The organism is Pseudomonas sp. S2_A10 (assembly GCF_054668465.1).
Map to the genome: position 1 here is coordinate 2,565,672 of NZ_CP162773.1, position 26,148 is coordinate 2,591,819.

24 protein-coding genes are annotated in these 26,148 nt (G+C 60.6%); 13 read left to right on the forward strand and 11 right to left on the reverse strand.

The window, feature by feature from the left end; all coding sequences use genetic code 11:
- Positions 1–163: 163 nt before the first annotated feature.
- Entirely contained in the window at positions 164–1,063 is a 900-nt protein-coding gene (locus AB4N41_RS11600) for a LysR family transcriptional regulator (RefSeq protein WP_150638256.1), read from the reverse strand.
- Positions 1,064–1,227: 164 nt separating this feature from the next.
- On the opposite strand from AB4N41_RS11600, the gene amaB reads away from it, so the two are divergent.
- The 8 genes from amaB to AB4N41_RS11640 all read left to right on the forward strand — a co-directional run bounded on the left by amaB (position 1,228) and on the right by AB4N41_RS11640 (position 11,341).
- On the forward strand, positions 1,228–2,718 hold the full coding sequence (gene amaB / locus AB4N41_RS11605; RefSeq protein ID WP_095180947.1) for an L-piperidine-6-carboxylate dehydrogenase: 1,491 nt from the start codon (positions 1,228–1,230) through the stop codon (positions 2,716–2,718).
- Positions 2,719–2,915: 197 nt separating this feature from the next.
- The gene (gene amaA, locus AB4N41_RS11610) at positions 2,916–4,199 is read left to right on the forward strand and encodes an L-pipecolate oxidase (RefSeq protein ID WP_252877341.1); all 1,284 of its coding nucleotides are present in this window, start codon (positions 2,916–2,918) and stop codon (positions 4,197–4,199) included.
- A 368-nt stretch (positions 4,200–4,567) separates the two neighbouring features.
- Positions 4,568–5,701 carry an ABC transporter substrate-binding protein gene (locus AB4N41_RS11615; RefSeq protein WP_041480713.1) on the forward strand — a complete coding sequence of 378 codons (1,134 nt, stop codon included), beginning with the start codon at positions 4,568–4,570 and terminating at the stop codon, positions 5,699–5,701.
- 244 nt (positions 5,702–5,945) lie between these two features.
- Positions 5,946–6,860, forward strand: coding sequence for an ABC transporter permease subunit (locus AB4N41_RS11620; protein WP_041480712.1), 915 nt, complete (start codon positions 5,946–5,948; stop codon positions 6,858–6,860).
- Positions 6,861–6,863: 3 nt separating this feature from the next.
- Positions 6,864–8,165 (forward strand): high-affinity branched-chain amino acid ABC transporter permease LivM, encoded by a 1,302-nt coding sequence (gene livM / locus AB4N41_RS11625; RefSeq protein ID WP_016771917.1) that lies wholly within the window; start codon positions 6,864–6,866, stop codon positions 8,163–8,165.
- Entirely contained in the window at positions 8,162–9,034 is an 873-nt protein-coding gene (locus tag AB4N41_RS11630) for an ABC transporter ATP-binding protein (RefSeq protein WP_041480710.1), read from the forward strand. The genes livM and AB4N41_RS11630 overlap by 4 nt, the downstream gene beginning before the upstream one ends.
- Positions 9,031–9,747, forward strand: coding sequence for an ABC transporter ATP-binding protein (locus AB4N41_RS11635; protein ID WP_016771915.1), 717 nt, complete (start codon positions 9,031–9,033; stop codon positions 9,745–9,747). Before AB4N41_RS11630 ends, AB4N41_RS11635 begins: the two co-directional genes overlap by 4 nt.
- Positions 9,748–10,576: 829 nt before the next feature.
- Positions 10,577–11,341: an SDR family oxidoreductase gene (locus AB4N41_RS11640; protein WP_016771914.1), complete on the forward strand. Its 765-nt coding sequence runs from the start codon at positions 10,577–10,579 to the stop codon at positions 11,339–11,341.
- 95 nt (positions 11,342–11,436) lie between these two features.
- Here the strand turns inward: AB4N41_RS11640 and AB4N41_RS11645 are convergent, their stop codons facing one another.
- The 7 genes from AB4N41_RS11645 to AB4N41_RS11675 all read right to left on the reverse strand — a co-directional run bounded on the left by AB4N41_RS11645 (position 11,437) and on the right by AB4N41_RS11675 (position 16,673).
- Positions 11,437–12,570 (reverse strand): AGE family epimerase/isomerase, encoded by a 1,134-nt coding sequence (locus AB4N41_RS11645; RefSeq protein ID WP_252877342.1) that lies wholly within the window; start codon positions 12,568–12,570, stop codon positions 11,437–11,439.
- Between the two features lie 180 nt (positions 12,571–12,750).
- Positions 12,751–13,323, reverse strand: coding sequence for a HupE/UreJ family protein (locus AB4N41_RS11650; protein ID WP_041480708.1), 573 nt, complete (start codon positions 13,321–13,323; stop codon positions 12,751–12,753).
- A 27-nt stretch (positions 13,324–13,350) separates the two neighbouring features.
- Complete coding sequence (gene ureG / locus AB4N41_RS11655; RefSeq protein ID WP_016771910.1) at positions 13,351–13,965, reverse strand: urease accessory protein UreG; 615 nt, start codon at positions 13,963–13,965, stop codon at positions 13,351–13,353.
- Between the two features lie 23 nt (positions 13,966–13,988).
- Complete coding sequence (locus AB4N41_RS11660) at positions 13,989–14,663, reverse strand: urease accessory protein UreF (protein WP_252877344.1); 675 nt, start codon at positions 14,661–14,663, stop codon at positions 13,989–13,991.
- Positions 14,660–15,160 carry an urease accessory protein UreE gene (gene ureE / locus AB4N41_RS11665; RefSeq protein ID WP_039756959.1) on the reverse strand — a complete coding sequence of 167 codons (501 nt, stop codon included), beginning with the start codon at positions 15,158–15,160 and terminating at the stop codon, positions 14,660–14,662. The genes AB4N41_RS11660 and ureE overlap by 4 nt, the downstream gene beginning before the upstream one ends.
- Before the next feature lie 300 nt (positions 15,161–15,460).
- Positions 15,461–16,093 carry a TetR family transcriptional regulator gene (locus tag AB4N41_RS11670; RefSeq protein WP_056787610.1) on the reverse strand — a complete coding sequence of 211 codons (633 nt, stop codon included), beginning with the start codon at positions 16,091–16,093 and terminating at the stop codon, positions 15,461–15,463.
- Between the two features lie 154 nt (positions 16,094–16,247).
- Positions 16,248–16,673: a hypothetical protein gene (locus tag AB4N41_RS11675; protein ID WP_353188278.1), complete on the reverse strand. Its 426-nt coding sequence runs from the start codon at positions 16,671–16,673 to the stop codon at positions 16,248–16,250.
- Positions 16,674–17,056: 383 nt separating this feature from the next.
- On the opposite strand from AB4N41_RS11675, the gene AB4N41_RS11680 reads away from it, so the two are divergent.
- Entirely contained in the window at positions 17,057–19,132 is a 2,076-nt protein-coding gene (locus AB4N41_RS11680; protein ID WP_252877345.1) for an AsmA family protein, read from the forward strand.
- Positions 19,133–19,233: 101 nt separating this feature from the next.
- On the opposite strand, the gene AB4N41_RS11685 is transcribed toward AB4N41_RS11680, so the two are convergent.
- Positions 19,234–19,764, reverse strand: coding sequence for a ferritin-like domain-containing protein (locus tag AB4N41_RS11685; RefSeq protein WP_016771904.1), 531 nt, complete (start codon positions 19,762–19,764; stop codon positions 19,234–19,236).
- A 282-nt stretch (positions 19,765–20,046) separates the two neighbouring features.
- Here AB4N41_RS11685 and AB4N41_RS11690 point away from each other — a divergent pair, with 282 nt between their 5' ends.
- Positions 20,047–20,925 (forward strand): esterase/lipase family protein, encoded by an 879-nt coding sequence (locus AB4N41_RS11690; RefSeq protein ID WP_252877346.1) that lies wholly within the window; start codon positions 20,047–20,049, stop codon positions 20,923–20,925.
- 96 nt (positions 20,926–21,021) lie between these two features.
- On the opposite strand, the gene AB4N41_RS11695 is transcribed toward AB4N41_RS11690, so the two are convergent.
- On the reverse strand, positions 21,022–21,909 hold the full coding sequence (locus AB4N41_RS11695; RefSeq protein ID WP_236169792.1) for a DMT family transporter: 888 nt from the start codon (positions 21,907–21,909) through the stop codon (positions 21,022–21,024).
- A 96-nt stretch (positions 21,910–22,005) separates the two neighbouring features.
- On the opposite strand from AB4N41_RS11695, the gene AB4N41_RS11700 reads away from it, so the two are divergent.
- From AB4N41_RS11700 to AB4N41_RS11710, 3 genes are all read left to right on the forward strand, one after another.
- Positions 22,006–22,800 carry an AraC family transcriptional regulator gene (locus AB4N41_RS11700; protein ID WP_252877347.1) on the forward strand — a complete coding sequence of 265 codons (795 nt, stop codon included), beginning with the start codon at positions 22,006–22,008 and terminating at the stop codon, positions 22,798–22,800.
- A gap of 63 nt (positions 22,801–22,863) precedes the next feature.
- Positions 22,864–23,169: a PsiF family protein gene (locus AB4N41_RS11705; RefSeq protein ID WP_016771900.1), complete on the forward strand. Its 306-nt coding sequence runs from the start codon at positions 22,864–22,866 to the stop codon at positions 23,167–23,169.
- Between the two features lie 331 nt (positions 23,170–23,500).
- Positions 23,501–24,514 carry an AI-2E family transporter gene (locus tag AB4N41_RS11710; protein WP_016771899.1) on the forward strand — a complete coding sequence of 338 codons (1,014 nt, stop codon included), beginning with the start codon at positions 23,501–23,503 and terminating at the stop codon, positions 24,512–24,514.
- Positions 24,515–24,690: 176 nt separating this feature from the next.
- Here AB4N41_RS11710 and AB4N41_RS11715 read toward each other — a convergent pair whose 3' ends face one another.
- Complete coding sequence (locus tag AB4N41_RS11715) at positions 24,691–25,965, reverse strand: Hsp70 family protein (RefSeq protein ID WP_460138392.1); 1,275 nt, start codon at positions 25,963–25,965, stop codon at positions 24,691–24,693.
- Positions 25,966–26,148 lie beyond the last annotated feature (183 nt).

A 26,148-nucleotide genomic window follows, 5' to 3' on the forward strand; every position in this document is an offset into this window, starting at 1 on the left:
TAGTGGCGCATATCGGCGGTGGGGATTGCCAGCATTTTTTCAGAGCGCCGCAGATCCACTGTGGGAGCGAGCCTGCTCGCGAATGCGGTGTGTCAGTTAAAGATGATGTGGCTGACCCGACGCTTTCGCGAGCAGGCTCGCTCCCACAGGGATCCCGGTTGACTCACACCGGGCTATCGATTTGTTCAAGCATCCATTTGACAAAATCCCGCACCTTCGGCACTTCCGCCGCGTGCTCCGGGTAGGCCAGGTAATAGGCATCGCTGCTGGGCATCGCATGCTGCCAGGGTATGACCAGTTTGCCTTCGGCCAATTCCTCTTCCACCAGAAACCGTGGCAGCAGCGCCACGCCACAACCGACCTGGGCGGCGCGGATGCACATGTAAAAGGTTTCGAAACGCGGCCCGTGGTAGCTGTGCTCGGTGTGGTGGCCCTGACTGTCGAACCAGTCGTGCCAGGCCTGCGGTCGCGAGGCATTTTGCAGCAGCACCAGGTCGGTGAGTTGCGTCGGGTCAGTGAATGGCGTGTCCGGCAGGCTGCCCGGGGCGCAGACCGGTACCAGTTGTTCGCCGAACAATTTCAGGCATTCGGTGCCCGGCCGCGAAGCCTGGCCGAAATAGAAGGCCAGATCGCTGCGCCCCTGCAACAGATCATCGGCCTCCTGTTCGTTACACAGATCCAGATGAATCGACGGATGGCGCAGGCGCCAGCCTTTCAGGCGCGGCACCAGCCAACGGGCGCCGAAGGTCGAAGGGGTGGAAACGCGCAGGACTTCGGTCTCGCCGCCGTAGGAACGCAGGTAATGCGTCGACATCTCCACTTGGCTGAGGATTTTTCTGACCTCGACCAGATACAAATCCCCGGCCGGTGTCATCTGCAAACGCCGACGCACGCGGCGGAACAGCAAGTGCTGCAACAGCTCTTCAAGCTGTGCGACCTGTTTGCTCACCGCACTCTGGGTCAGGTTCAGCTCTTCAGCGGCGCGGGTAAAACTCAGGTGCCGGGTCACGGCCTCGAAGCATTGCAGCGCGGTGATCGAGGGCAAGTGGCGTCTGTTCAGCATGGCCAGTCCTTTTTCTTGTCTTTCGCTAGGCAGCATGAATAAACGGAATGATATCTGGCGTAAAGGTCGTTTGTTGCATCGCCGCAGTGAGGCTACAACTAAAGGCCTGCCCGGCCATGCAAAGGATGGCCGCACACATTCTGTTTTTGCTTGAGGAGAGACCGATGGTAGCCGCATTGCTTGATCGTCTGGGAGTCAACCCGGCCCTGTACCAGAACGGCAAGGTGCCGGTGCATTCGCCCATCGATGGCGGTGAAATTGCCTCGGTGAACTGGGAGGGCGCTGCCGAAGTCGAGCAACACATCAGTCGCGCAGATCATGCATTCGAGCAATGGCGCAAGGTGCCGGCACCGCGTCGCGGTGAGCTTGTGCGCCAGTTCGGCGAAGTGTTGCGCGAGTACAAGGCCGATCTCGGCGAGCTGGTGTCGTGGGAGGCGGGCAAGATCACTCAGGAAGGCCTGGGTGAAGTACAGGAGATGATCGACATCTGCGATTTCGCCGTTGGCCTGTCGCGCCAGTTGTACGGTCTGACCATCGCCTCCGAGCGCCCGGGCCACCATATGCGTGAAACCTGGCATCCGCTCGGCGTGGTCGGCGTCATCAGCGCGTTCAACTTCCCGGTCGCAGTGTGGGCGTGGAACACCACCCTGGCGCTGGTCTGCGGCAACCCGGTGGTGTGGAAGCCATCAGAGAAAACCCCGCTGACCGCGCTGGCCTGTCAGGCGCTGTTTGATCGCGTAGTGAAGAATTTCAGCGATGCCCCGGCGAGCCTGTGCCAGGTGGTGATCGGCGGTCGCGATGCCGGCGAAGCGCTGGTCGATGATCCGCGTGTTGCGCTGATCAGCGCCACCGGCAGCACGCGCATGGGCCGCGAAGTGGCGCCGAAAGTCGCCGCGCGTTTCGCCCGCAGCATTCTTGAACTGGGTGGCAACAACGCGATGATCCTCGGCCCGAGCGCCGATCTGGACATGGCAGTGCGCGCGATTCTGTTCAGCGCCGTCGGCACCGCCGGGCAACGCTGCACGACTTTGCGCCGTCTGATCGCCCATGAATCGGTCAAGGAAGAAATCGTCACGCGCCTCAAGGCTGCCTATTCGAAAGTACGCATCGGCCATCCGCTGCAAGGCAATCTGGTCGGCCCGCTGATCGACAGGCACAGCTTCGAAAACATGCAGGATGCGCTGGAACAGGCGCTGAGCGAAGGCGGCCGGGTGTTCGGTGGCAAGCGCCAACTGGAAGAGCAATTCCCCAATGCTTATTACGTGTCGCCGGCCATCGTGGAAATGCCCGAGCAGAGCGATGTGGTCTGCAGCGAAACCTTCGCGCCGATTCTCTACGTGGTCGGCTACAGCGATTTCGAGGAAGCGCTGCGCCTGAACAACGCCGTGCCGCAAGGCTTGTCATCGTGCATCTTCACCACCGACGTGCGTGAGGCCGAGCGGTTCATGTCGGCGGTCGGCAGTGACTGCGGCATCGCCAACGTCAACATCGGCCCGAGCGGCGCGGAAATCGGCGGCGCCTTTGGTGGCGAGAAAGAAACCGGCGGCGGCCGTGAGTCCGGCTCCGATGCCTGGCGCGCGTACATGCGGCGGCAGACCAATACCGTCAACTACTCGCTGGAATTGCCGTTGGCGCAGGGCATTACATTCGACTGACAGGTGGAGATCCTCTGTAGGAGTGAGCACTGTGGCGAGGGGATTTATCCCCGTTCGGCTGCGAAGCAGTCGTCGCTTTTGAAATTTTGGGGCCGCTCCGCGACCCAGCGGGGCGGTGCGACGTTTCGCTAAATCCCCTCGCCACAGGGGGCTCACTCAGGTTTGTGTGTTTGTTGGGTTTCTGTTGGAGTCTGGCAATGCCGTTACGCGAAGAATGTCTGTGGGAAACGCTCACGCCACAACGCCCGGATAACACCGCGCTCAAGGGCGAGGTCAAGGTCGATGTCTGTGTGATCGGCGCCGGGTTCACCGGGTTGTCAGCGGCGCTGCATCTGTTGGAAAAAGGCAAAAGCGTCTGCGTGCTGGAAGCGCATCGCGCAGGGCACGGTGGCTCCGGGCGCAATGTCGGGCTGGTCAACGCCGGCATGTGGATTCCTCCGGACGAGATCGAAGCGGGGTTCGGCGAGGCGGTCGGCAGTCAGCTCAACCGCATGCTCGGTGCGGCGCCGGCGCTGGTGTTCAGCCTTGTGGATAAATACGCTATCGATTGCCAATTGCGCCGCGAAGGCACTTTGCACATGGCGCATAACGCCAAGGGCGAGGCGGATCTGCGCAGTCGCGAGCAGCAATGGAAACGTCGTGGCGCGCCGGTCGAACTGCTCACCGGCAAGGCCTGCGAGCAAGCCACCGGCACGCAGAAAATCGCCGCCGCGTTGCTTGACCGCCGCGCCGGCACGCTCAATCCGATGGCCTATGTCACCGGGCTGGCCAATGCCGTGCGCGGGCTCGGCGGGCAGATGTTCGATCATTCGCCGGTGACTCGCCTCGAGCGCGTCGGGCAGAAGTGGTCGGTGCAAACCGCCCAGGGTTCGGTACTCGCCGAACAAGTGGTCATCGCCTCCAATGCTTACACCGAAGGCGACTGGACCGAACTCAAGCGCAATTTCTTTCCCGGCTATTACTACCAGGTCGCCTCGGTGCCACTTACCGAAGACGCTGCGCAAGAAATTCTCCCGGGCGGGCAGGGCTCGTGGGACACCCGTCAGGTATTGAGCAGCATCCGCCGTGACAAGGACGGGCGCCTGTTGCTCGGCAGCCTCGGCAATGGCAACCAGAAACCGACCTGGTTTCTCAAAGCCTGGGCCGATCGGGTGCAGCAGCATTACTTCCCCAATCTGAAGCCGGTCGAGTGGCAATGCACCTGGACCGGGCGCATCGCGTTTACCCCTGATCACCTGATGCGCCTGTTCGAACCGGCGCCGGGACTGGTGGCCGTCACCGGTTATAACGGTCGCGGCGTCACCACCGGCACGGTGGTCGGCAAAGCTTTTGCCGATTACCTGTGCAACGGCAATCCGCAGGCACTGCCGATTCCCTTCGCACCGATGCAGCCCCTGGCCGGTGTGGGCTTGCGCAGTTGCCTGTACGAGGCCGGGTTTTCCCTGTATCACGCGGGCCAGTGCCTGCGCATCGTTATTTGAGTGTTGAAATTTGTTGCCGCAAGCGGCGCTTTTGCATCCAGCGACTAGCCTGTAATGGTGCGGGTTGTAGCAGTCCCGCACCAGCAGTGTGCAGTTCGGTGACGCGGGCTGTTACAGGCTGGTTGCACGTCATTTGTCGCTGCGGTTGCAATGATGGCGCGTGCGGGTTGCGCCTGAAAAAACAAATGGTTTCACCTTCCGCGGTTTAGACGGTTGCACGCCCAATGAAAATGGGACCGAAACAGTCGAAATAACAACAACGCAGCGACTTTTTGAAGAATAAAAAGCCGATGGCACGGGCCTTGCTCTGAGCTTTGAGTGAAGTGAAGTCGCAGTGCCAACTAAAAAAAACCTTGGAGCACCACCTCATGTCCCAGACGTTTTACAAGAAAGGCTTTCTGGCCCTCGCAGTCGCTACTGCGCTGGGTGTTTCTGCGTTTGCTCAAGCTGATATCAAGATCGGTGTAGCGGGTCCTATGACCGGTGCCAACGCGGCATTCGGCGAGCAGTACATGAAGGGTGCACAGGCGGCGGCCGATGCGGTCAACGCGGCGGGTGGCGTCAACGGGGAAAAAATCGTCCTGGTCAAAGGCGACGACGCCTGCGAACCGAAGCAGGCAGTGACGGTCGCCAAGGACCTCACCAACCAGAAAGTCGCCGGCGTGGTCGGTCACTTCTGCTCCTCTTCGACCATTCCAGCGTCGGAAATCTACGACGAAGCCGGGATCATCGCGATCACTCCGGGCTCGACCAACCCGCAAGTGACCGAACGCGGCCTCAGCGCCATGTTCCGTATGTGCGGACGTGACGACCAGCAAGGCATCGTTGCCGGCGATTACATCGTCGACATGCTCAAGGGCAAGAAAGTCGTTGTGCTGCACGACAAGGACACCTACGGCCAAGGCCTGGCTGACGCCACCAAGGCTCAGCTGGAAAAACGCGGCGTCAAGCCTGTGCTGTACGAAGGCCTGACCCGTGGCGAGAAAGACTTCAGCACCATCGTCACCAAGATCCGTGGCGCCGGCGCCGATGTCGTCTATTTCGGCGGCCTGCACCCGGAAGCCGGTCCGCTGGTTCGTCAGCTGCGTGAACAAGGTCTGAAAGACGTCAAGTTCATGTCCGACGACGGCATCGTGACCGACGAACTGGTGACCACCGCTGGCGGCCCGCAATTCACCGATGGCGTGCTGATGACCTTCGGCGCCGACCCGCGCCTGTTGCCTGAAAGCAAGACCGTAGTGGACGCGTTCCGCAAGGCCGGCACCGAGCCTGAAGGCTACACCCTGTACGCCTATGCCTCGGTTCAGACCCTGGCGGCAGCGTTCAATGGCGCGAAGAAAAACGACGGCGAAGCCGCTGCCAAGTGGCTGAAAGCCAATCCGGTGAAAACCGTGATGGGCGAGAAGACCTGGGACGCCAAAGGCGACCTGAAAGTCTCCGACTACGTGGTTTACCAGTGGGACAAGGACGGCAAATACCACCAGCTGGAAAAGCAGAAGTAAGGGCTGAAGCGATCATCTGATCACCACCGATCCCCTGTGGGAGCGAGCCTGCTCGCGAAGACGCACTGACAAACAACCTCTGCGTTGAGTGTTCAACCGCTTTCGCGAGCAGGCTCGCTCCCACAGAGGGATCAGTGGCGATCGGGCTGATCACGCTCCGACATTGCTCCGACGTACATCTGTATTTTTCCTAGAAGAACCGCGCGTCATGGGCGCGCAGGTTCTCACTGCGTGAGATTGCGTTATGGATGGTATTTTCCTGCAGCAACTGGTCAATGGCCTGACCCTCGGGTCGGTCTATGGCCTGATCGCCATCGGCTACACAATGGTCTACGGCATCATCGGCATGATCAACTTCGCCCACGGCGAGGTTTACATGATTTCCGCTTACCTGGCGGCAATCAGTCTGGCTCTGCTGGCTTACTTCGGTATCGAATCCTTCCCGCTGCTGATGCTCGGCACGCTGATCTTCACCATCGTCGTCACGGCGGTGTATGGCTGGGTCATCGAGCGTGTTGCCTACAAACCCCTGCGTAACTCGACCCGCCTGGCGCCGCTGATCAGCGCTATCGGTATTTCGCTGATTCTGCAGAACTACGCACAGATCGCTCAGGGCGCCAAACAACAGGGCGTGCCTACGCTGCTGACCGGTGCCTGGCGTGTTGAAGTCGGCACCGGCTTCGTGCAACTGACCTACACCAAAGTCTTCATCCTGATCGCCGCGTTTGTCGGCATGGGGCTGCTGACCTACATCATCAAATACACCAAGCTCGGCCGCATGTGCCGTGCGACCCAGCAAGACCGCAAGATGGCCTCGATCCTGGGGATCAACACCGACCGGGTGATTTCCTACGTGTTCATCATCGGTGCAGCCATGGCGGCACTGGCCGGTGTGCTGATCACCATGAACTACGGCACGTTCGACTTCTATGCCGGCTTCATCATCGGCATCAAGGCGTTCACCGCAGCGGTGCTGGGCGGCATCGGTTCACTGCCCGGCGCGATGCTCGGCGGGATCATCCTCGGCATCTCCGAGTCGCTGTTCTCCGGTCTGGTCAACTCCGACTACAAAGACGTGTTCAGTTTCTCGCTGCTCGTCCTCGTACTGGTCTTCCGGCCGCAGGGCCTGTTGGGCCGTCCTCTTGTGTCGAAGGTGTAAGCGATGTCTGCAACCACTGAAAAATCCATCGATATCAAAAAAAGTCTGGTCGAGGCGATTCTTGCCGGCCTGATTGCGCTGATCGTGTTCGGGCCGATTGTCGGCGTGGTCCTCGACGGCTACAGCTTCAACCTCGAAGCGACTCGCGTGGCGTGGATCATTGCCATCGTCATGGCCGGTCGCTTTGCCCTCAGCCTGTTCCTGCAAACACCCAAAGGCTTGAAGATCCTCGACGGATTCGAGAGCAGCGGTTCCGGTGTGCACGTGCTGCCGGCGGATTACAAATCACGGCTGCGCTGGATCATCCCGCTGATTATCGTGCTGGCGATCATCGTGCCGTTTGTCTCCAACTCCTATCTGCTGGGGGTGGTCATCCTTGGTTTGATCTACGTGCTGCTGGGGCTGGGGCTGAACATTGTGGTCGGTCTGGCCGGGCTGCTCGATCTCGGTTACGTGGCGTTCTACGCCATCGGCGCCTACGGTCTGGCATTGGGTTACCAGTATCTCGGTCTGGGTTTCTGGACCGTGCTGCCGCTGGCGGCAATCACCGCAGGCCTGGCTGGCTGCATTCTCGGTTTCCCGGTGTTGCGTCTGCACGGTGACTATCTGGCGATCGTGACCCTGGGTTTTGGTGAAATCATTCGTCTGGTGCTGAACAACTGGCTGTCCCTGACCGGCGGCCCGAACGGCATGCCGGCGCCATTGCCGACGTTCTTCGGTCTGGAGTTCGGCAAGCGGGCGAAGGATGGCGGGGTGCCGTTTCATGAGTTCTTCGGCCTGACCTACAACCCCGACGTGAAGTATTACTTCATCTACGCGGTGCTGTTCCTGGTGGTGCTGGCGGTGTTGTACGTCAAGCATCGGCTGGTGAAGATGCCGGTCGGTCGCGCCTGGGAAGCCCTGCGTGAAGATGAAATCGCCTGCCGCTCGATGGGCCTCAACCACGTACTGGTCAAGCTCTCGGCGTTCACCATCGGTGCGTCGACGGCGGGTCTGGCCGGGGTGTTCTTCGCCACCTATCAAGGCTTCGTCAACCCGACCTCGTTCACCTTCTTCGAATCGGCGCTGATCCTCGCCATCGTCGTGCTCGGCGGCATGGGTTCGACCATCGGCGTGGTCATCGCCGCATTCGTGCTCACCGTCGCCCCGGAACTGCTGCGTGGCTTCGCTGAATACCGCGTGCTGCTGTTCGGCATCCTGATGGTGTTGATGATGATCTGGCGACCACGCGGGCTGATCCGCATCAGCCGCACCGGGGTCAAACCACGCAAAGGTGCCATTCACTACGAGAGGACTGCGCCATGAGTGAAGTCGTACTCTCTGTTGAAAAACTGATGATGCATTTCGGTGGCATCAAGGCTTTGAGCGATGTCAGCCTGAAGGTCAAACGCAATTCGATCTTCGCCCTGATCGGCCCCAATGGCGCCGGCAAGACCACGGTGTTCAACTGCCTGACCGGTTTCTACAAGGCCACGGGCGGCAAGATCGAACTCAATGTGCGCGGCCAGCAGACCAACGTCATCCAGCTGCTGGGCGAGTCGTTCAAAGCGACCGATTTCGTCTCGCCGAAATCCTTCCTCAGCCGCATGTACTACAAAATGTTCGGCGGTACTCACCTGGTGAACCGTGCCGGTCTCGCCCGTACGTTCCAGAACATTCGCCTGTTCAAGGAAATGTCGGTGCTGGAAAACCTGCTGGTGGCGCAGCACATGTGGGTCAACCGCAACATGCTCGCCGGCATCCTCAACACCAAGGGCTATCGCAAGGCCGAGAGCGATGCGCTGGATGTCGCGTTCTACTGGCTCGAAGTGGTCGATCTGGTCGACTGCGCCAACCGTCTGGCCGGTGAGCTGTCCTACGGCCAACAACGGCGTCTGGAAATTGCCCGGGCCATGTGCACGCGGCCGCAGATCATCTGCCTCGACGAACCGGCCGCCGGCCTCAATCCTCAGGAAACCGAAGCGCTCAGCGCGATGATCCGGCTGCTGCGCGACGAGCACGATCTGACCGTGGTGCTGATCGAACACGACATGGGCATGGTCATGAGCATTTCCGATCACATCGTGGTTCTCGACCACGGCATCGTCATCGCCGAAGGCGGGCCGGAAGCGATCCGCAACGATCCGAAAGTGATTGCGGCTTACCTGGGCGCTGACGAAGAGGAGCTGGTATGAGCCAACCGATCCTCGAACTACGCAATCTGGACGTGTTCTACGGCCCCATCCAGGCGCTCAAGGGCGTTTCATTGCAGATCAACGAAGGCGAGACCGTCAGCCTGATCGGCTCCAACGGCGCCGGCAAGTCGACCTTGCTGATGTCGATCTTCGGCCAGCCGAGAGCGGCGGGCGGGCAGATTCTCTATCAGGGCGTCGACATCACGCAGAAGTCCTCGCACTACATCGCCTCCAACGGTATCGCGCAGTCGCCGGAAGGGCGGCGGGTTTTCCCCGACATGACCGTCGAGGAAAACCTGCTGATGGGCACCATCCCGATTGGCGACAAGTACGCCAAAGAGGACATGCAGCGCATGTTCGAGCTGTTTCCACGGCTTGAGGAGCGACGCAATCAGCGGGCGATGACCATGTCTGGCGGTGAACAGCAGATGCTCGCCATCGCCCGTGCGCTGATGAGCCGGCCGAAGCTGTTGCTGCTCGATGAACCGAGCCTGGGTCTGGCGCCGATCGTGGTGAAGCAGATCTTCGCCACGCTGCGCGAGCTGGCGAAAACCGGGATGACGATTTTCCTCGTCGAGCAGAACGCCAACCATGCGCTGAAGCTGTCGGACCGGGCGTATGTGATGGTCAACGGCGAGATTCGCCTGACCGGCACCGGCAAAGAACTGCTGGTGAATGAGGAGGTGCGTAACGCCTATCTTGGTGGGCACTGATTCTTCTCGCGGTTGCACACAGCCCCGGCGACAAGAGTCCCGGGGCTTTTTTATCCTTCAAACTCACTGTGTAGGAGCTGCTGAAGGCTGCGATCTTTTGATCTTAAAAAAATCAGAAGATCGCAGCCTTCGGCAGCTCCTACATGGAATCAAGGCATGACATCAAGCGGAATTCAGAATTGTGGAAAACAAATTCTCCCAGCTGCCAAAGCGCGACATATAGACGCTGCAAATGGCTGTTTTTGCACAGTTTTGACTTGTCCCCGGTTACTGTGGAGCTGGCTGTGAATAACGTGGGTGTATATGGTTGCAGGCCTTGTAATCCGTGGCCTCCAGGCTTGTGATTGTTTTTTAATCAGTCAGTTTCACGCAGGCGTGAGGCGCCATTGTCAACCTTTTTATAGCGCATCCAGGTTGGGTACTTTCGTGTGTGAAAGCCTGTGGATAAGTCTGTGATTAAACTCTGGAAAGACCTCGCGGAGCACCGTAATTGCTGGCCTCGCGCAATCATCCGGTGACATCGTCCGTCGTGCAAAATGCCCTGTCCCGCACATCCCCCGCCTCACGGTCAAGCAAAAAACTTTCCATTTCGCCCGCAAAGCCTTGTGTGGCGCGGCTTTGCACGTTTGCACTTGCCCCCGGAAACTGTGGAGCAGATTGTGGATAACATGCGTGCACATGGCTGCAGGCCACGCAGGCTAAGGTCTTGGCGCACTTGGTTGATTTTTGTACAGCTGGCAAGTGTTGCCCGTATTCGCGAGGGCGGGCATGCTGCCTGCTGATTTTCTATTCCAAGGGCTGCCGTGGCGGCCGAAGCAAGGAGAACACGATGTCCGACACCCTGTTTATCACCGGCGCGACGTCCGGTTTTGGTGAAGCCTGTGCCCGGCGTTTTGCCGAGGCTGGCTGGAAGCTGGTACTGACCGGCCGTCGTGAAGAACGCCTCAATGCCCTGTGCGCCGAACTGTCGAAGCAGACCGAAGTGCATGGTCTGGTTCTCGATGTGCGCGATCGCAAAGCGATGGAGGAGGCTATCGCCAACCTGCCGCCGTCGTTCGCCAAACTCCGTGGCCTGATCAACAACGCCGGCCTGGCGCTCGGCGTCGATCCGGCGCCCAAGTGCGATCTGGATGACTGGGACACCATGGTCGACACCAACGTCAAAGGCCTGATGTACGCCACTCGCCTGCTGCTGCCACGGCTGATTGCCCACGGCCGTGGCGCCGGTATCGTCAACCTCGGTTCCATCGCCGGTAACTACCCGTACCCGGGCAGCCACGTGTACGGCGCGAGCAAAGCCTTCGTCAAACAGTTCTCGCTGAACCTGCGTTGCGACCTGCAAGGTACTGGCGTGCGGGTCAGCAACATCGAACCCGGCCTGTGCGAAAGCGAGTTCTCGCTGGTACGTTTTGCCGGTGACCAGGAACGCTACAACGCCACTTACGCCGGCGCCGAGCCGATCCAGCCACAGGACATCGCCGAGACGATTTTCTGGGTGATGAACACCCCCGCGCACATCAACATCAATAGCCTCGAACTGATGCCGGTGAGCCAGACCTGGGCCGGGTTTGCCATCGAGCGTAACAAGGCTTGATACCGCGCTGAGGCCATTCGCGAGCAGGCTCGCTCCCACAGGAGAATGCATTCCAAAATGTGGGAGCGAGCCTGCTCGCGATAGCAATTGTTCGGTCAGCGAAGATACGCAGCCAAACCGTGGTAGCAAGTCGCCAAATGATAAGGCGTGGTCGAAGGCATGTCCTTGCGGCTAACCTCTCCATTCTCATCGCGACACTCATGCCAGCCGCCGGCATGCAGAAACCGCTGCTGCAACGCCTGCAACTGGCGCAGCACCACCGCTTCGCTGTCCGCCCGCAAGGTCAGCGCGCGCAGGTATTCGGCTTGAGCCCAGATCCGTTGGGTCGAATCCCTTGGCCGTCCATTGCTTTCCAGATCAAGCATCGCCCGCACCGCGCCGCAGGACTCCAGCACGCCGTACTGCTCGGTGAGGGCAAATGCCCGATCCAGCGCCCGGTGCAGTTTCGAATCGCGCAACAGCGCCGACGATTGGAGCAGGAAATACCATTCGAACTGGTGCCCCGGCTCGTACCAGTTATCCACAGCGCCCAGCGGCTTCTCCATCAACACGCCATATTGCGGATCGACGAATTGCTTGTGCATGGCTGTGCATAACTCAAGCAGGGCCTTCTGCGTTTGCGGGTCTTCGCGCACCGCCAGAGTGGCCAGAAAGGCTTCGGCCAGATGCATCAGCGGATTTTGCAGTGGCCCGGTTTGCAGGGTGAGCCAGTCACGCTCCAGGCAGGCTTCGTATAAACCGTCGCCGGTGGCGAATCGGCGGCCGATGATTTCCAGCGCGGCGTTCAATGTCGACTCGGCCAGCGAATCCCGGGACTTGTCCCAGTAATGCGCGCAGGCGAACAGGATGAAGGCGTGGGTGTAGAGATCCTTGCGCTGGTCCAGCGGCTTGCCCTGTGCGTCGATGCTGTAAAACCAGCCGCCATGCTCGGCATCATGGAAATGCCGTTGCAGGGAACGGAACAGCGCGGCGGCGCGGACTTCGGCGTTATCCACAATCCCGATCAGGCTGGAGAACAGATACAGCTGCCGTGCGCAGGCCATCGCCCGATAGCGCTGCACTGGCAGCGGTTGATGCGCGGCGTCCAGCGCCTCGTACGGCAACGCCATGTCGGCATTCCAGCCCGGGCCTTGCCACAGCGGCACGATCACGTCGAGGAAGTGCTGCTGCACTTGGCCAAACAGGGCGGTCAATTCGGGCAGGGCGGTGGAGCGGGAAGCGTGGGGCATGGGCGGGCGTCACGGGCTGGGGCGATTGCGCGACATGGTAGCAGAGAGCACCGCTTGAGAGAGGCGGTGTCTGTCAGGCCGTCTTCGCGAGCAGGCTCGCTCCCACAGTGGATTTGCAGCGTACACAAAACCTGTGGGAGCGAGCCTGCTCGCGAAGAGGCCGGTTCAGGCAATAAAAAATCAGCCTGCGAGCAACCACACTCCAGTCGCCGCAGAAGCCGCACCCGCCAACCGCACCAGCGGCGCCGCTGCCTGCGGAAGAACTCGCACCACGCCATAACCGAGCGCATGCAAAACCGCTGTCGCCGCGACAAACCCGGCCGCATACGCCCACGGGCTGCTCATTTCCGGCAGCTCCAGCCCATGCGCCACGCCATGGAACAGCGCAAACAGCGCCGTCGCTGCCACCGCCATCACCAGCGGCGGGCGCACCGCCAGTGCCACGGCCAGGCCCAGCGCCAATACCGAGGCGGCAATCCCGCTTTCCAGCGCCGGCAACTCGAGCCCTTCAAAACCGAGCAGGCCGCCCAGCAGCATGGTGCCGACAAACGTGCACGGCAGCGCCCAGCGCGCCGCGCCTTGTTGCTGCGCCGCCCACAAACCGACGGCGAGCATTGCCAGCAAGTGGTCGAGCCCGCCGATCGGGTGGCTGATGCCCGCGACGAGGCCGCTGTCGCCATGCCCAGGGTGCGCGAAGGCCAGTGCCGGTGTCAGCAGCAGCGCCACGGCGCCAAGAATGCGTTTGAGTGTCATGGATAAGCTTCCTTGTTGATAAGTGGATCAGGCGGCGGTCAGCAGGCCCTGGCGTTCGATGAAGGCGATGATTTCTTCAAGGCCCTGACCGGTTTTCTGGTTGCTGAACACGAACGGCTTGCCGTTGCGCATGCGTTTGGTGTCGCTGTCCATCATTTCCAGCGAGGCGCCCACCAGTGGCGCGAGGTCGATCTTGTTGATCACCAGCAGGTCGGACTTGCAGATCCCCGGGCCGCCCTTGCGCGGCAGCTTGTCGCCGGCGGAGACGTCGATCACGTAGATGGTCAGGTCCGACAGCTCCGGGCTGAAGGTCGCCGAGAGGTTGTCGCCGCCGGACTCCACCAGAATCAGATCCAGCCCGGGAAAGCGCCGGTTCAGTTGATCGACCGCTTCGAGGTTGATCGAGGCGTCTTCGCGGATCGCCGTGTGCGGGCAGCCGCCGGTTTCCACGCCGATGATCCGCTCCGGCGCGAGGGCTTCGTTGCGCACCAGGAAATCGGCGTCTTCGCGGGTGTAGATATCGTTGGTGACCACGGCGAGGTTGTAGCGCTCGCGCAGGGCCAGGCACAGGGCCAGGGTCAGCGCGGTTTTGCCGGAACCGACCGGGCCGCCGATGCCGACGCGCAGAGGTTGTGTATCCATTTCATTCTCCAAAATAAACAGCCCTAAGAGCGGAAGAGACGGCTGTACTGGCGCTCGTGGGCCATGCACGCCAGAGACAGGCCAAACGCGGCGCTGCCGATGTGTTCGGGGTTGATGTGGGTCGCGTCGTACTGCGCCTGTTGCAGCAGCGGCAGCAGTTCGCTGGTCAGGCGCTGGGCGGCTTGCTGGCCCAGCGGCAGGGTTTTCATCAGCACGGCGAGCTGGTTTTCCAGCCAGCTCCATAGCCACGCAGCAAGAGCATCCTGCGGGCTGATGCTCCAGGCGCGTGCCGCCAGTGCCCAGCACAGGGCCAGATGCGGTTCTGTGGTCTGGTCAAGAAAGTCGCGGGCGGGCGCGTCGAGTTCCGGCAAACCGTTCAACAACTGCTGCAAGGAGTAACCCATCTGCCGGCTCTCCAGATGCAACTCGCGGGTTTCGCGACTGGCGCGGTGGCTCTCGCAGAGTTGTCGTAATTCGGCCCAGTTTTCATCTGCTGCGGCTTGGCAATGCGCCAACAGCAGCGGCGCTTCGAAGCGCGCGAGGTTGAGCAGCAGTTGATCGCTGATCCAGCGGCGGGCGGCGTCAGGGTTGTGGACCCGGCCGTTATCCACCGCCATTTCCAGTCCCTGGGAATAGCTGTAGCCGCCAATCGGCAATTGCGGACTGGCCAGACGCAGCAGCGCCCAGGCCGGATTCACAGGCGCACGCCGAACTGGTGGAGTTTCGGCGCGTAGTTGAAGTCTTCGTCGCCGTGGCGGGAATGATGATGGCCGCCGCCGTAAGCGCCGTGTTCCGGCTGGAACGGCGCTTCGATAGCCTCGACCTGCGCGCCGAGCTGTTCGAGCATCGCCTTGAGTACGTAATCGTCGAGCAGGCGTAGCCAGCCATCGCCGACTTGCAGGGCGACATGACGGTTGCCGAGGTGATAGGCCGCGCGGGTCAGTTCGAACGCATTGGCGCAAGTGACATGGAGCAGTTGTTCAGGGCGGGCGCAGACGCGCACGACACGGCCGTCTTCAGCCTGCAGGCATTCGCCGTCATACAGCGGTGGCTGGCCGCGCTCCAAAAACAACCCGACGTCTTCGCCTTCGGCACTGAAACAGCGCAAACGGCTTTTGCTGCGCGCTTCGAAGGTCAGGTGCAGCTCGGCGGCCCAGACGGGTTGAGGGTCGATTCTGCGATGAATCACCAGCATCGGAAAGCTTCCAGCAATGAACGTTGAATGGGCTAGAGCAAGCGCCGCGCCAATCGGGTGATCTGTAGGAAATAGCTGTCGGCGCTTGCCTGATCTTTCAACAGGCGCGGCGATTCTGGAAGGTTTTGGTGCATGAAGGATTTGTCATGCACCAATTCGATGCCGTGACGGATGTTCAATGTGGGAGCGAGCCTGCTTGCGAATGCGCCGTGTCAGACAGATGTATTCAGCTGACCCAGCGCTTTCGCGAGCAGGCTCGCTCCCACAGGGGCTTTGCGCTGTGTCAGATAGAGAAGGGGATTACTCGGTACTGCCCAGTCCTTGCCAGTGCTTGAGGCCGATAAAGATGAAGCGCAGTTGCTGGGTGATCTTCGCCTGCGGCGTCAGATGCTCCGGCAAGGCCTCGGCGGGCGGGTCGATGATGTCGGGGAGGGTGGCGAACACCGATTTGACGATCAGGTCGGCGATCACGCTCAGACCGGCGATGTCCAGATGTTGCAGCTTGGGCATCAGCGCCAGGTCCGCCGCGAGGTCGGCGCTGATGTTCTCCCGCAGGCGTCCGATCGCCTGGCGTACCGGCAGCGAGCCGCCGTATTGTTCGCGGGCGAGAAACAGGAATTGCGAGCGGTTGGCGTTGACCACATCAAGGAAGATGCGCACCGAAGCGTCGATGATGCCGCCCATGACGAATTCGTTGTGCCGCACCAGGCGGATGGTCTCGCGGAAGGTCTGGCCGACTTCGCTGACCAGTACCAGACCCAACTCGTCCATATCGGCAAAGTGCCGGTAGAAACCGGTGGGCACGATGCCGGCGGTCTTGCTCACTTCGCGCAGGCTCAGGCTGCCGAATCCTCGGCCGCTTTCCATCAGGTGGCGGGCAGCGTCCATCAGGGCGTTGCGGGTCTGTTGTTTCTGTTCGGCGCGGGGCAGCATCGCAGGGTGTGTTCTTCGGCAGGACAAGCGCCGCACTCTAGCAAATCGGCTTTGTCGGCGTCGAACGGGGAGTCATGCAGCGAGGGATTCACAGAAGCTGAAAAGTCAAAAGCCCAATCCGCTGATTGGGCTTTTTCGCTGGGCCGTCATAGGCTCAGCTCACGGCGCTGTTGCGTTCGATTACACGATCACCACCACCTTCGGCGAGGGCTTGACCTTGTGGAGTCTTGTCGTAGCCATCTTCCACAAGGCCTTTTTCTTCGAGACGATTGCGGCCGTTTTCAGCCAGGGTCTGGCCCTGTGGGGTTTTGTCATAGCCATCTTCAGCCAGAGTCTGACCTTGAGGGGTCTTGTCATAGCCGTCTTCAGCCAGAGTCTGGCCTTGAGGGGTCTTGTCATAGCCGTCTTCAGCCAGAGTCTGGCCTTGTGGGGTTTTGTCGTAGCCGTCTTCAGCGAGCGTCTGGCTGAACACCGAGTGGCTGTCTTTGACTTGCGGAGTGGCCTGATCGGCAGCTGGCAGGGCGAAAGCAGTGCTGGCTAGCATCGACAGGGTAAGGCTGAGCAGTAATTGGCGTTTCATGATAGTGGCTCCTTGGGAGGGCGATAAAGTGGGTACGAGGGCAATGCTACTCTCGATATGTCGATATAAAAGTTCATAAACGCAATGGTAATAATCAACAGAATTGATTGTTCGGCGCGAAGGCTCTAGATCGGGCCTTTGCGGGCGACGGTTTTGCACCGTCGTGGGTATTTTCGACTCACTCGTGCCTCGCAAAAGTGCGGGTCGCGGTAACACTGCTCGACCGATCGGTCAGTTTTGCTGCGCTTTTTATGGCTTAAACTGCCTTTCGATTAAACCTGCGGGCCTTTCGCCAGTCACAGACTGCATAGGGGCCGCTTAGGTCTGCCGTTTCAGCTGTGCGTCGGGTAATCGGCGTGCGGTCGTGATCAGGAGCTTTGTGCATGACGCGCACTGGAAAAATCTTCAGCTGGACCTTCGCCATCCTCGTGCTGCTGCTGGCAGCCTTGATTCTGATCATCGTGTTCTTCGACTGGAACCGGATCAAACCGACGATCAATGCCAAAGTTTCGGAAGAACTGCACCGGGCGTTTGCCATCAATGGCAACCTCGCGGTGATCTGGCAGCGCGAGCCGGAAGAAGGCGGCTGGCGTGCCTGGGTGCCGTGGCCGCATGTGGTGGCCGAGGACTTGAGCTTGGGCAACCCGGACTGGTCGAAGCAGGCGCAGATGGTCACGCTCAAACGCGTTGAACTGCGCATTTCGCCGCTGGCCCTGCTGGCCCAGCGCGTGGTGATTCCGCGCATCGACCTGACCGAGCCGAATGCCGAGCTGCAACGTCTGGCCGATGGCCGCGCCAACTGGACGTTCAAATTCGATCCCAAGGACCCGAACGCCGAGCCTTCGAGCTGGGTGGTCGACATCGGCGCGATCGGTTTCGACAAGGGCCACGTGACCCTCGACGATCAGACCCTGAAAACCAATCTCGATGTGTTGATCGACCCGCTCGGCAAGCCGATTCCATTCAGCGAGATCGTCGGCGACAAAGCGGCGAAAACTGCTCAGGACAAGGGCGGCGCACCGCAGGATTACGCCTTTGCGCTCAAGGTCAAAGGCCAGTACCACGGGCAGAACCTCACCGGGCAGGGCAAGATCGGCGGGTTGCTGGCGTTGCAGGACGCGAGCAAGCCGTTCCCGTTGCAGGCCCAGGCGAAGATCGGCGATACCCGTATCGAACTGGCCGGCACCCTGACTGACCCGCTGAATCTTGGCGCTCTTGATCTGCGCCTCAAGCTCGCTGGCGACAGCCTCGGCAATCTCTACCCGCTGACCGGCGTGACCCTGCCGGACACCCCACCGTATTCCACCGACGGTCACCTGATCGCCAGGCTGCATGACGAAGCCGGGGCGAAATTCACTTATGAAAAATTCAACGGCAAGATCGGCGACAGCGACATCCACGGCGACCTGACCTACGTGGCCAGCCAGCCACGGCCGAAACTCAGCGGTGCGCTGCTCTCCAATCAACTGCTGTTTGCCGACCTCGCGCCACTGATCGGCGCCGACTCCAACACCGAGCAAAAGGCCCGTGGCGGCGCGAGCAAGCAACCGGCGGACAAAGTCCTGCCGGTCGAAGAATTCAAAACCGATCGCTGGCGGGCCATGGACGCCGATGTCGAGTTCACCGGCAAACGCATCGTCCACAGCGAGAAGCTGCCGTTCAACGACCTCTATACCCATCTGAAACTCAACGACGGCGAGCTCAGCCTGGAACCGCTGCGCTTTGGTGTCGCCGGCGGCACGCTGGATGCGCTGATTCGCCTCAATGGCCGCACCGAGCCGCTGGAAGGCCGCGCGCGTTTGACCGCACGCAAATTCAAACTCAAAGAGCTGTTCCCGACCTTCGAGCCGATGAAGACCAGTTTCGGTGAGCTCAATGGCGATGCCGACATCAGTGGCCGGGGCAACTCCGTGGCCAAGCTGCTCGGTGGTGCCAACGGTAATCTGAAGATGCTGATCAACGACGGTGCAATCAGCCGTGAGTTGATGGAGCTGGCCGGGCTCAACGTCGGTAACTACGTGGTCGGCAAGATCTTTGGCGACAAGGAAGTGAAGATCAATTGCGCGGCGGCGGACTTCGACATCAAGACCGGCCTGGCCACGACACGGCTGTTTGTCTTCGATACCGAGAACGCAATCATCTACATCGATGGCACGGCGAACATGGCCACCGAACAACTCGATCTGACCGTGACCCCGGAATCCAAGGGCTGGCGTCTGATCTCGCTGCGCTCGCCGCTGTATGTGCGCGGCAAGTTCATCAAACCGGATGCCGGCGTCAAAGCCGTACCGTTGATGCTGCGCGGGGCGGGGATGGTTGCGCTGGGCGTGATCGCCGCACCGGCGGCGGGGTTGCTGGCACTGGTGGCGCCGAGCGGTGGCGAGCCGAATCAATGTGCACCGTTGCTGGAGCAGATGAAGCAGGGCAAGGCGCCGGTAACCGTTAAACCCAGTAAGTAAGCAGGGCAGATCGAAAGATCGCAGCCTTCGGCAGCTCCTACATTTGGAATGCGTTCCCCCTGTAGGAGCTGTTGAAGGCTGCGATCTTTTGCTGTTAAGGGTTACAGATCGTTGAGGATGTCCGCCATGTCGTCGGCGTGTTCTTCTTCCTGGGCGAGGATGTCTTCGAAGATGCGGCGGGTGGTCGGGTCTTTGTCACCGATGTACTGGATGATTTCGCGATAGCTGTCGATAGCAATGCGCTCGGCCACCAGATCTTCGTAAACCATTTCCTTGAGCGTATTGCCAGCCACGTATTGCGCGTGGGACATCTTGCTGAGCAGGTCAGGGTTGAACTCAGGCTCACCGCCCAGTTGCACGATCCGCTCGGCGAGGCGATCGGCGTGCTCGGCTTCCTGGTTGGCGTGTTCGAGGAATTCGTCGGCGGCGACGTTGGCTTTCAGGCCGTTGGCCATGAAGTAGTGGCGCTTGTAGCGCAAGGTGCACACCAGCTCGGTGGCCAGCGACTCATTGAGCAAACGCAGTATTTCTTCACGGTTGGCGTTGTAGCCCTCGGTGACCGCGCCGTTTTCCACGTGTTGCCGCGCGCGTTCGCGCAGGGTTTGAACATCAGACAAATGCACGTCACTCATTTCATTCTCCTGGAGGCTAATCCGATAGGCGCCACGTTCTGAAGACGCGGTCGCTACCCAGGTTGTGAGTCTTGAGCGAAGCGAAAAGTTTTATGCGATTTACGCCGGACGCGCTGCAGGAACTGCTGAAGACTGCGATGTCGGGAGAGTCAGTCCGGTTTCGGTGGAGCGGATCGTGGCGGGCTGAAGTAGGCTCATCGTTCAGTTGTCATCGTCACGTTGGATGCTTGGCGGGCGTCTTGCAGGTCTGGCATCCACTCACCGCGCACAAGGATGTAACCCATGTCGACACGTTATCCATTGGTGCTGGTGCCGGGCATGCTCGGCTTTATCCGGCTGGTGCTTTACCCGTATTGGTTCGGCATCATCAAGGCCTTGCGCCGTGGTGGTGCGACGGTGGTCGCGGTGCAGGTCTCGCCGCTCAACTCTACTGAAGTGCGCGGCGAGCAGTTGCTGGCGCGGATCGAGGAAATCCTGCGCGAGAGCGGGGCGCAAAAGGTCAATCTGTACGGCCACAGCCAAGGCGCGTTGACCGCACGGTATGCGGCGGCGAAGCGTCCGGATCTGGTGGCCTCGGTGACTTCGGTGGCCGGTCCGAATCATGGTTCCGAGCTGGCTGATTATCTGGAAAAGCACTACCCCGGTAGCAGTGCCAAGGGCCGCTTGCTCGAAGCGTTGCTGCGCTTGATCGGCTGGGTCATGGCATTGCTCGACACGGGTTATCACGGGCCGAAACTGCCGGTGGATATCCACGCTTCCCACCAATCGCTAACGACGGCGGGCGTTGCATTATTCAATCAGCGTTATCCACAAGGGCTGCCTGAAGTCTGGGGCGGCCAGGGGTCGGAAGAGGTCAACGGTGTGCGCTATTACTCCTGGTCAGGGACGCTGCAACCGGGCAAGACCGATCGTGGCGGCAATCTTTTTGACGGCACCAACCGCAGTTGTCGCTTGTTTGCCAAGACCTTCGTCCGCGAGCCGGGGCAGTGCGATGGCATGGTCGGCCGTTACAGCTCGCATCTGGGCACGGTGATCGGTGATGACTATCCGCTGGATCATTTCGACATCGTCAATCAGTCGCTGGGACTGGTGGGCAAGGGCGCGGATCCGGTAAGGCTGTTTGTCGAGCATGCGGCGCGGCTGGAGGCTGCAGGGTTATAGCCAAACAGACCGCGTCATCGTTCTTCGCGAGCAGGCTCGCTCCCACAGGTGTCTGCATTTCAATGTGGGAGTGAGCCTGCTCGCGAAGGGGCCTTATCAGGCAACGCTGACCCGGCGGCCCAACACGGTGGTCCAGCGCTCCGACAAAACCACCCCACCCAAGGTCAGCAAACCGCCCACCAGGTGATACATCGCCAACTGTTCCTTCAGCACCAGCGCTGCGATCAATGCGGTAATCAGCGGCAGCAGATTGAAGAACAACGTCGTCCGGCTCGGTCCCAACCGCTGCACCGCTTGCATCCACGCCAGCGGCGCGACCATCGAAGCCAGCAGGCATGCATAGAGCACCAGCGGCACGTTCTGCAGATTCAAACCGGTCTTCGGCGACACCGCGAACAACGGAAACAACACCACAATCGCCACCAGCACCTGCAAGTACAGCAGCACCAGCGGCGGCAGGCGCAGTTGCCACTTTTTAAGCAGCGTGCTGTAAACCGCGTAGGCCAGCGTGGCGATCAGCATCATCGCATCGCCAAGATTGACCCCGTGTTGCAGCAGCGCTCCGAGGCTGCCGGATGACACCACCACCAGCACGCCAGCGAACGACAGCACCGCACCGACCAGCGCACCAGCCGTCAGGCGCTGGCCGAGGCTGATGATCGCCATGGCCAGCGACATCAATGGCATCAACGACAGGATGATGCCCATGTTGGTCGCGGTGGTCAGTGTTGCAGCGAAATAGGCGAGGCTCTGATACACCGCCATGCCGAGCACGCCGAGGACGAAAATCCGCCCCAGGTTCGGCCGAATCTGCGGCCAGTGCGCGATGACTTTCTTCAGCATGAATGGCGTGAACAGCACGCCGGCCAGCAGCCAGCGATAGAAACCGATCTCGGCGGGGAAGATCGCGCCGACCGCCAGTTTGTTGATCACGGTGTTGCCGGCCCAGATGAAAATCGCCAGCAGGGGAAACGCGTATTGCATGGGACAAAACCAGAACGTTGATGAAGCGCGATTATCGCCTGTCTGGATGCAGGCCTATACTGCGATCCAGACAACCTGCCTCTGCATCCGGACAGCATGAACAGCAAACACATCGATCTGCTCGATTTCAGCGAACTGCCGTCAGCGGTGTATTTCCGCTACGCCGATTTCAATGCCCACGAATATGCCGCGCCACACCGGCATCCTTGGGGCACGCTGGAATACGCGGCCCATGGCGTGCTGCACATGGATGTCGACGGCAGCCGCTTCATGTCGCCGCCGCAGTACGCGGTGTGGGTGCCGCCCGAGGTCGAGCACAGTTTCTACAGCCATCAACCGGTCAACTACCGCGCGGTGTGTCTTGATCCCGACGTCTGCGCGCGATTGCCGGCGCGGGCCTGCACGCTGGCAATCAGCGACATTCTCAAGGCCATCCTAAAGGACTTCGCCGCCCGCGATGTGAAGATCCCCGAGCATGAAGCCGATCAGCGTCTGGCCCAGGTATTGGTCGATCAACTGCAACAGGCACCGGTGCAGGAATGTTATCTGCCGTACGCGAGCAGCCCGGGCTTGCTGACGATTCTCGACGCCTTGCAGGCCGCGCCGGGTGACAACCAACCGTTGGCGCATTGGGCCGCGCAAGTGCATGTCAGCGAGCGCACTCTGGCGCGGCAGTTCGTTCGTGAGCTGGGCATGAGTTTTGGCGAGTGGCGTCAGCGCTTGCGTTATCTGGCGGCGATCGAGGCGCTTGAGACCTCGCGTTCGGTGCAGGAAATCGCTTTCGACCTCGGCTACAGCAGCGGCTCGGCATTCATCGCCATGTTCGCCCGTCAGGCGGGTTGTACGCCGGAGCAGTATCGGCGCAGCCACCTCGAGGGCAGGAAGGTGTAACAAGCTTTGACTACACTGCGACAGAGGCCGCATCCATCGGTGCGGCAACAAGGAGAAAACTCCATGAAGATGTTGCGTGTGCCGTTGTTGATGATCGGGCTGCTTGTGTGTTCCCAGGGTTTCGCCGCCACGGCGCAACAGAACAAGATGACCACCTGCAATGCCGATGCGACCGCCAAGAGTTTGAAGGGCGATGAGCGCAAGGCGTTCATGAGCACCTGCCTGAAAGCGGCACCAGCGGCCAACGATGGCAAGGAGCTGACCCCGCAGCAGCAGAAGATGACCACCTGCAATGCCGATGCGAAAACCAAGGCGCTGACCGGCGATGCGCGCAAGGCGTTCATGAGTGAGTGTCTGAAGAAAAAATAAGCGGGCGCCATGGGTGTCCGATTGACTCGGTCGGCTTGAGATTTTCCCTCACCCTAACCCTCTCCCGGAGGGAGAGGGGACCGACCGCATTGATGCCGACAGGAACTGGGGTCTGAAATACCGGGTCGATTGCGGATTCGGCACTGCACGTTCAGGTCGGAAAATTTTTCGAGCAACCCCCAATCGGTCCCCTCTCCCTCTGGGAGAGGGCTAGGGTGAGGGGGAAATTCGCAAGCCTTGCACGAAAATCCGAAACCCCGCATATCCCTAGTGCTAACCCAGGATCGCTGGCAGACTGCCCATCCTTTCACGCCGTTCGTTTTGAGGCTGTATGCCAACGTTTTCTCAGCGTCATGTTGTGTTCTGGGTCAGTTGCATCATCATTTTTGGCGGTTTGCTGCTGGTGCTGCCGCTGCGCCTGTTGCCCAGCCTGCTGGCCGGGTTGCTGGTGTTCGAGCTGGTCAACATGCTCACCCCGCAACTGCAACGGCTGATCGAAGGGCGGCGTGCCCGCTGGTTAGCGGTGGCGCTGCTCGGCACGCTGGTAGTAAGTGCGCTGGCGCTGATTTTCGCCGGGGCTATCAGTTTCCTCCTGCATGAAGCGGAAAACCCCGGCGCTTCACTCGACAAATTCATGGGCGTAGTCGATCGCGCGCGCGGGCAGTTGCCGCCGTTCATCGATGCCTACCTGCCGGCGAGTGCAGCGGAATTTCGCGTGGCGATCGGCGAGTGGGCGAGCAAGCATCTGGCCGACCTGCAACTGGTCGGCAAGGACGCCGCGCACATGTTCGTCACCCTGCTGATCGGCATGGTGCTCGGCGCGATCATCGCCCTGCAGCGCATCCCCGACGTGACCAAGCGCAAGCCGCTGGCCGCCGCTTTGTTCGACCGTTTGCATCTGCTGGTGCAGGCGTTTCGCAATATCGTCTTCGCGCAGATCAAGATTTCCCTGCTCAACACCGTGTTCACCGGGATCTTCCTCGCGGTGATCCTGCCGATGTTCGGCATCAAGCTGCCGCTGACCAAAACCCTGATCGTGCTGACCTTCCTGCTCGGCCTGCTGCCGGTGATCGGCAACCTGATGTCGAACACGCTGATCACCATCGTCGGTCTGTCGCTGTCGATCTGGGTGGCGATCGCCGCGCTGGGCTATCTGATCGTTATCCACAAGCTCGAATACTTCCTCAACGCGCGCATCGTCGGCGGGCAGATCAGTGCCAAGTCGTGGGAGTTGCTCCTGGCGATGCTGGTGTTCGAAGCCGCGTTCGGTTTGCCGGGAGTGGTGGCGGGGCCGATTTATTACGCGTATCTGAAGAGTGAGCTGAAGCTGGGCGGGATGGTCTAAGGCCAGGCAACTAAATTGAATGCATCTGTGGCGAGGGGATTTATCCCCGTTGGCCTGCGCAGCAGGCCCCTGCTTTCAAGCTCAGGAGCGGGGCCGCTTCGCGGCCCAACGGGGATAAATCCCCTCGCCACAGGATAAATCCCCTCGCCACGAAGGCTCTTCGCCACAGATTGTGATCAGGCCATCGAACCGTAACGCTTCATCGCTTCAATCGCCAAACCGCTACCAATGCTGCCAAAGATGTTGCCTTCGACATGCCGCGCGTTCGGCAACATCGCCGAGACGCTGTTACGCAGGGCCGGGATGCCGCTCGAACCACCAGTGAAGAACACCGTGTCGACCTGATCGACCGCCACGCCGGCATCATTGAGCAATTGCGTAACGCTGCCGCGCACGCGCTCGAGCAAGGCTTCGATCGCCGATTCGAACAGCGCGCGGCTCAGCTCGACGCTCAGCCCGGCTTCGATGCGGTCCAGCGGCACGTGGCGGCTGTCGGCGTGGGTCAGCTGGATCTTGGTTTCTTCCACTTCCATCGCCAGCCAGTGCCCGGCGCGCTGTTCGATCAGCTTGAACAGGCGATCGATGCCGCCGGTGTCTTCGATGTCGTAACGCATGCTGCCCAGTGCCAGCGTGGATTTCTGCGAGTACACCGAGTTGATCGTGTGCCAGGTCGCCAGGTTCATGTGGTGGCTGGTTGGCATGTACGCGCCGCTCTTCATGCGGCTGCCGTAGCCGAAAAGCGGCATCAGGCCTTGCAGGCTGAGCTGTTTGTCGAAGTCGGTACCACCGATGTGCACACCACCGGTGGCGAGGATGTCATCGTGACGGTTGTCGAGACCACGACGCTCGGGCGACAGGCGCACCAGCGAGAAGTCGGAGGTACCACCGCCGATGTCGACGATCAGTACCAGCTCTTCTTTCTCGATGGTCGACTCGTAGTCGAACGCTGCCGCGATCGGCTCGTACTGGAACGACACGTTCTTGAAGCCGATTTTGCGCGCCACTTCGACCAGGGTGTCTTCGGCCTCCTGGTCGGCGAGCGGATCGTCGTCGACGAAGAACACCGGGCGACCCAGCACCACTTGCTCGAATTCCCGACCAGCGGCGGTTTCGGCGCGGCTCTTGAGCTGGCCGATGAACAGCCCGAGCAGATCCTTGAACGGCATCGCCGTGCCGAGGACGCTGGTGTCGTGCTTGATCAGCTTGGAGCCGAGCAGGCTTTTCAACGAGCGCATCAGCCGGCCTTCGTAGCCTTCCAGATACTCGTGCAGGGCCAGGCGACCGTAGACCGGGCGACGCTCCTCGATGTTGAAGAAGACCACCGACGGCAGGGTGATCTTGTCGTCTTCCAGCGCAATCATGGTGTCCATGCCGGGGCGCAGCCAGCCGACGGTGGAGTTGGACGTGCCGAAGTCGATGCCGCAGGCACGGGCTGGAGAGGCGTCTTTCATGTCTTTCGGTTTCCGGTCAAAAAAACGGCCGCGCAGTGTATGTCAGTGCGCGGCAGATTCGAAGGCCGGTCATCCGCTATTTCGCCCCCAGACAGTTGAAAACCACCGCATCGCCCCAAACTTGCTGGCATGGGCCGGCAGACACACCGGCGGTCGCAAGAACCGTCGTCCACTGCCGATAAA

Coding starts and splice junctions, on each gene's coding strand:
- AB4N41_RS11635 (WP_016771915.1), top strand. CDS start 9,031: ATGAGCCAACCGATCCTCGAACTACGCAATCTGGACGTGTTCTACGGC.
- AB4N41_RS11620 (WP_041480712.1), top strand. CDS start 5,946: ATGGATGGTATTTTCCTGCAGCAACTGGTCAATGGCCTGACCCTCGGG.
- AB4N41_RS11670 (WP_056787610.1), bottom strand. CDS start 16,093: ATGCTGCCCCGCGCCGAACAGAAACAACAGACCCGCAACGCCCTGATG.
- AB4N41_RS11615 (WP_041480713.1), top strand. CDS start 4,568: ATGTCCCAGACGTTTTACAAGAAAGGCTTTCTGGCCCTCGCAGTCGCT.
- AB4N41_RS11700 (WP_252877347.1), top strand. CDS start 22,006: ATGAACAGCAAACACATCGATCTGCTCGATTTCAGCGAACTGCCGTCA.
- livM (WP_016771917.1), top strand. CDS start 6,864: ATGTCTGCAACCACTGAAAAATCCATCGATATCAAAAAAAGTCTGGTC.
- AB4N41_RS11650 (WP_041480708.1), bottom strand. CDS start 13,323: ATGACACTCAAACGCATTCTTGGCGCCGTGGCGCTGCTGCTGACACCG.
- AB4N41_RS11645 (WP_252877342.1), bottom strand. CDS start 12,570: ATGCCCCACGCTTCCCGCTCCACCGCCCTGCCCGAATTGACCGCCCTG.
- AB4N41_RS11680 (WP_252877345.1), top strand. CDS start 17,057: ATGACGCGCACTGGAAAAATCTTCAGCTGGACCTTCGCCATCCTCGTG.
- AB4N41_RS11705 (WP_016771900.1), top strand. CDS start 22,864: ATGAAGATGTTGCGTGTGCCGTTGTTGATGATCGGGCTGCTTGTGTGT.
- ureE (WP_039756959.1), bottom strand. CDS start 15,160: ATGCTGGTGATTCATCGCAGAATCGACCCTCAACCCGTCTGGGCCGCC.
- ureG (WP_016771910.1), bottom strand. CDS start 13,965: ATGGATACACAACCTCTGCGCGTCGGCATCGGCGGCCCGGTCGGTTCC.
- amaB (WP_095180947.1), top strand. CDS start 1,228: ATGGTAGCCGCATTGCTTGATCGTCTGGGAGTCAACCCGGCCCTGTAC.
- amaA (WP_252877341.1), top strand. CDS start 2,916: ATGCCGTTACGCGAAGAATGTCTGTGGGAAACGCTCACGCCACAACGC.
- AB4N41_RS11640 (WP_016771914.1), top strand. CDS start 10,577: ATGTCCGACACCCTGTTTATCACCGGCGCGACGTCCGGTTTTGGTGAA.
- AB4N41_RS11710 (WP_016771899.1), top strand. CDS start 23,501: ATGCCAACGTTTTCTCAGCGTCATGTTGTGTTCTGGGTCAGTTGCATC.
- AB4N41_RS11685 (WP_016771904.1), bottom strand. CDS start 19,764: ATGAGTGACGTGCATTTGTCTGATGTTCAAACCCTGCGCGAACGCGCG.
- AB4N41_RS11690 (WP_252877346.1), top strand. CDS start 20,047: ATGTCGACACGTTATCCATTGGTGCTGGTGCCGGGCATGCTCGGCTTT.
- AB4N41_RS11600 (WP_150638256.1), bottom strand. CDS start 1,063: ATGCTGAACAGACGCCACTTGCCCTCGATCACCGCGCTGCAATGCTTC.
- AB4N41_RS11695 (WP_236169792.1), bottom strand. CDS start 21,909: ATGCAATACGCGTTTCCCCTGCTGGCGATTTTCATCTGGGCCGGCAAC.
- AB4N41_RS11715 (WP_460138392.1), bottom strand. CDS start 25,965: ATGAAAGACGCCTCTCCAGCCCGTGCCTGCGGCATCGACTTCGGCACG.
- AB4N41_RS11675 (WP_353188278.1), bottom strand. CDS start 16,673: ATGAAACGCCAATTACTGCTCAGCCTTACCCTGTCGATGCTAGCCAGC.
- AB4N41_RS11630 (WP_041480710.1), top strand. CDS start 8,162: ATGAGTGAAGTCGTACTCTCTGTTGAAAAACTGATGATGCATTTCGGT.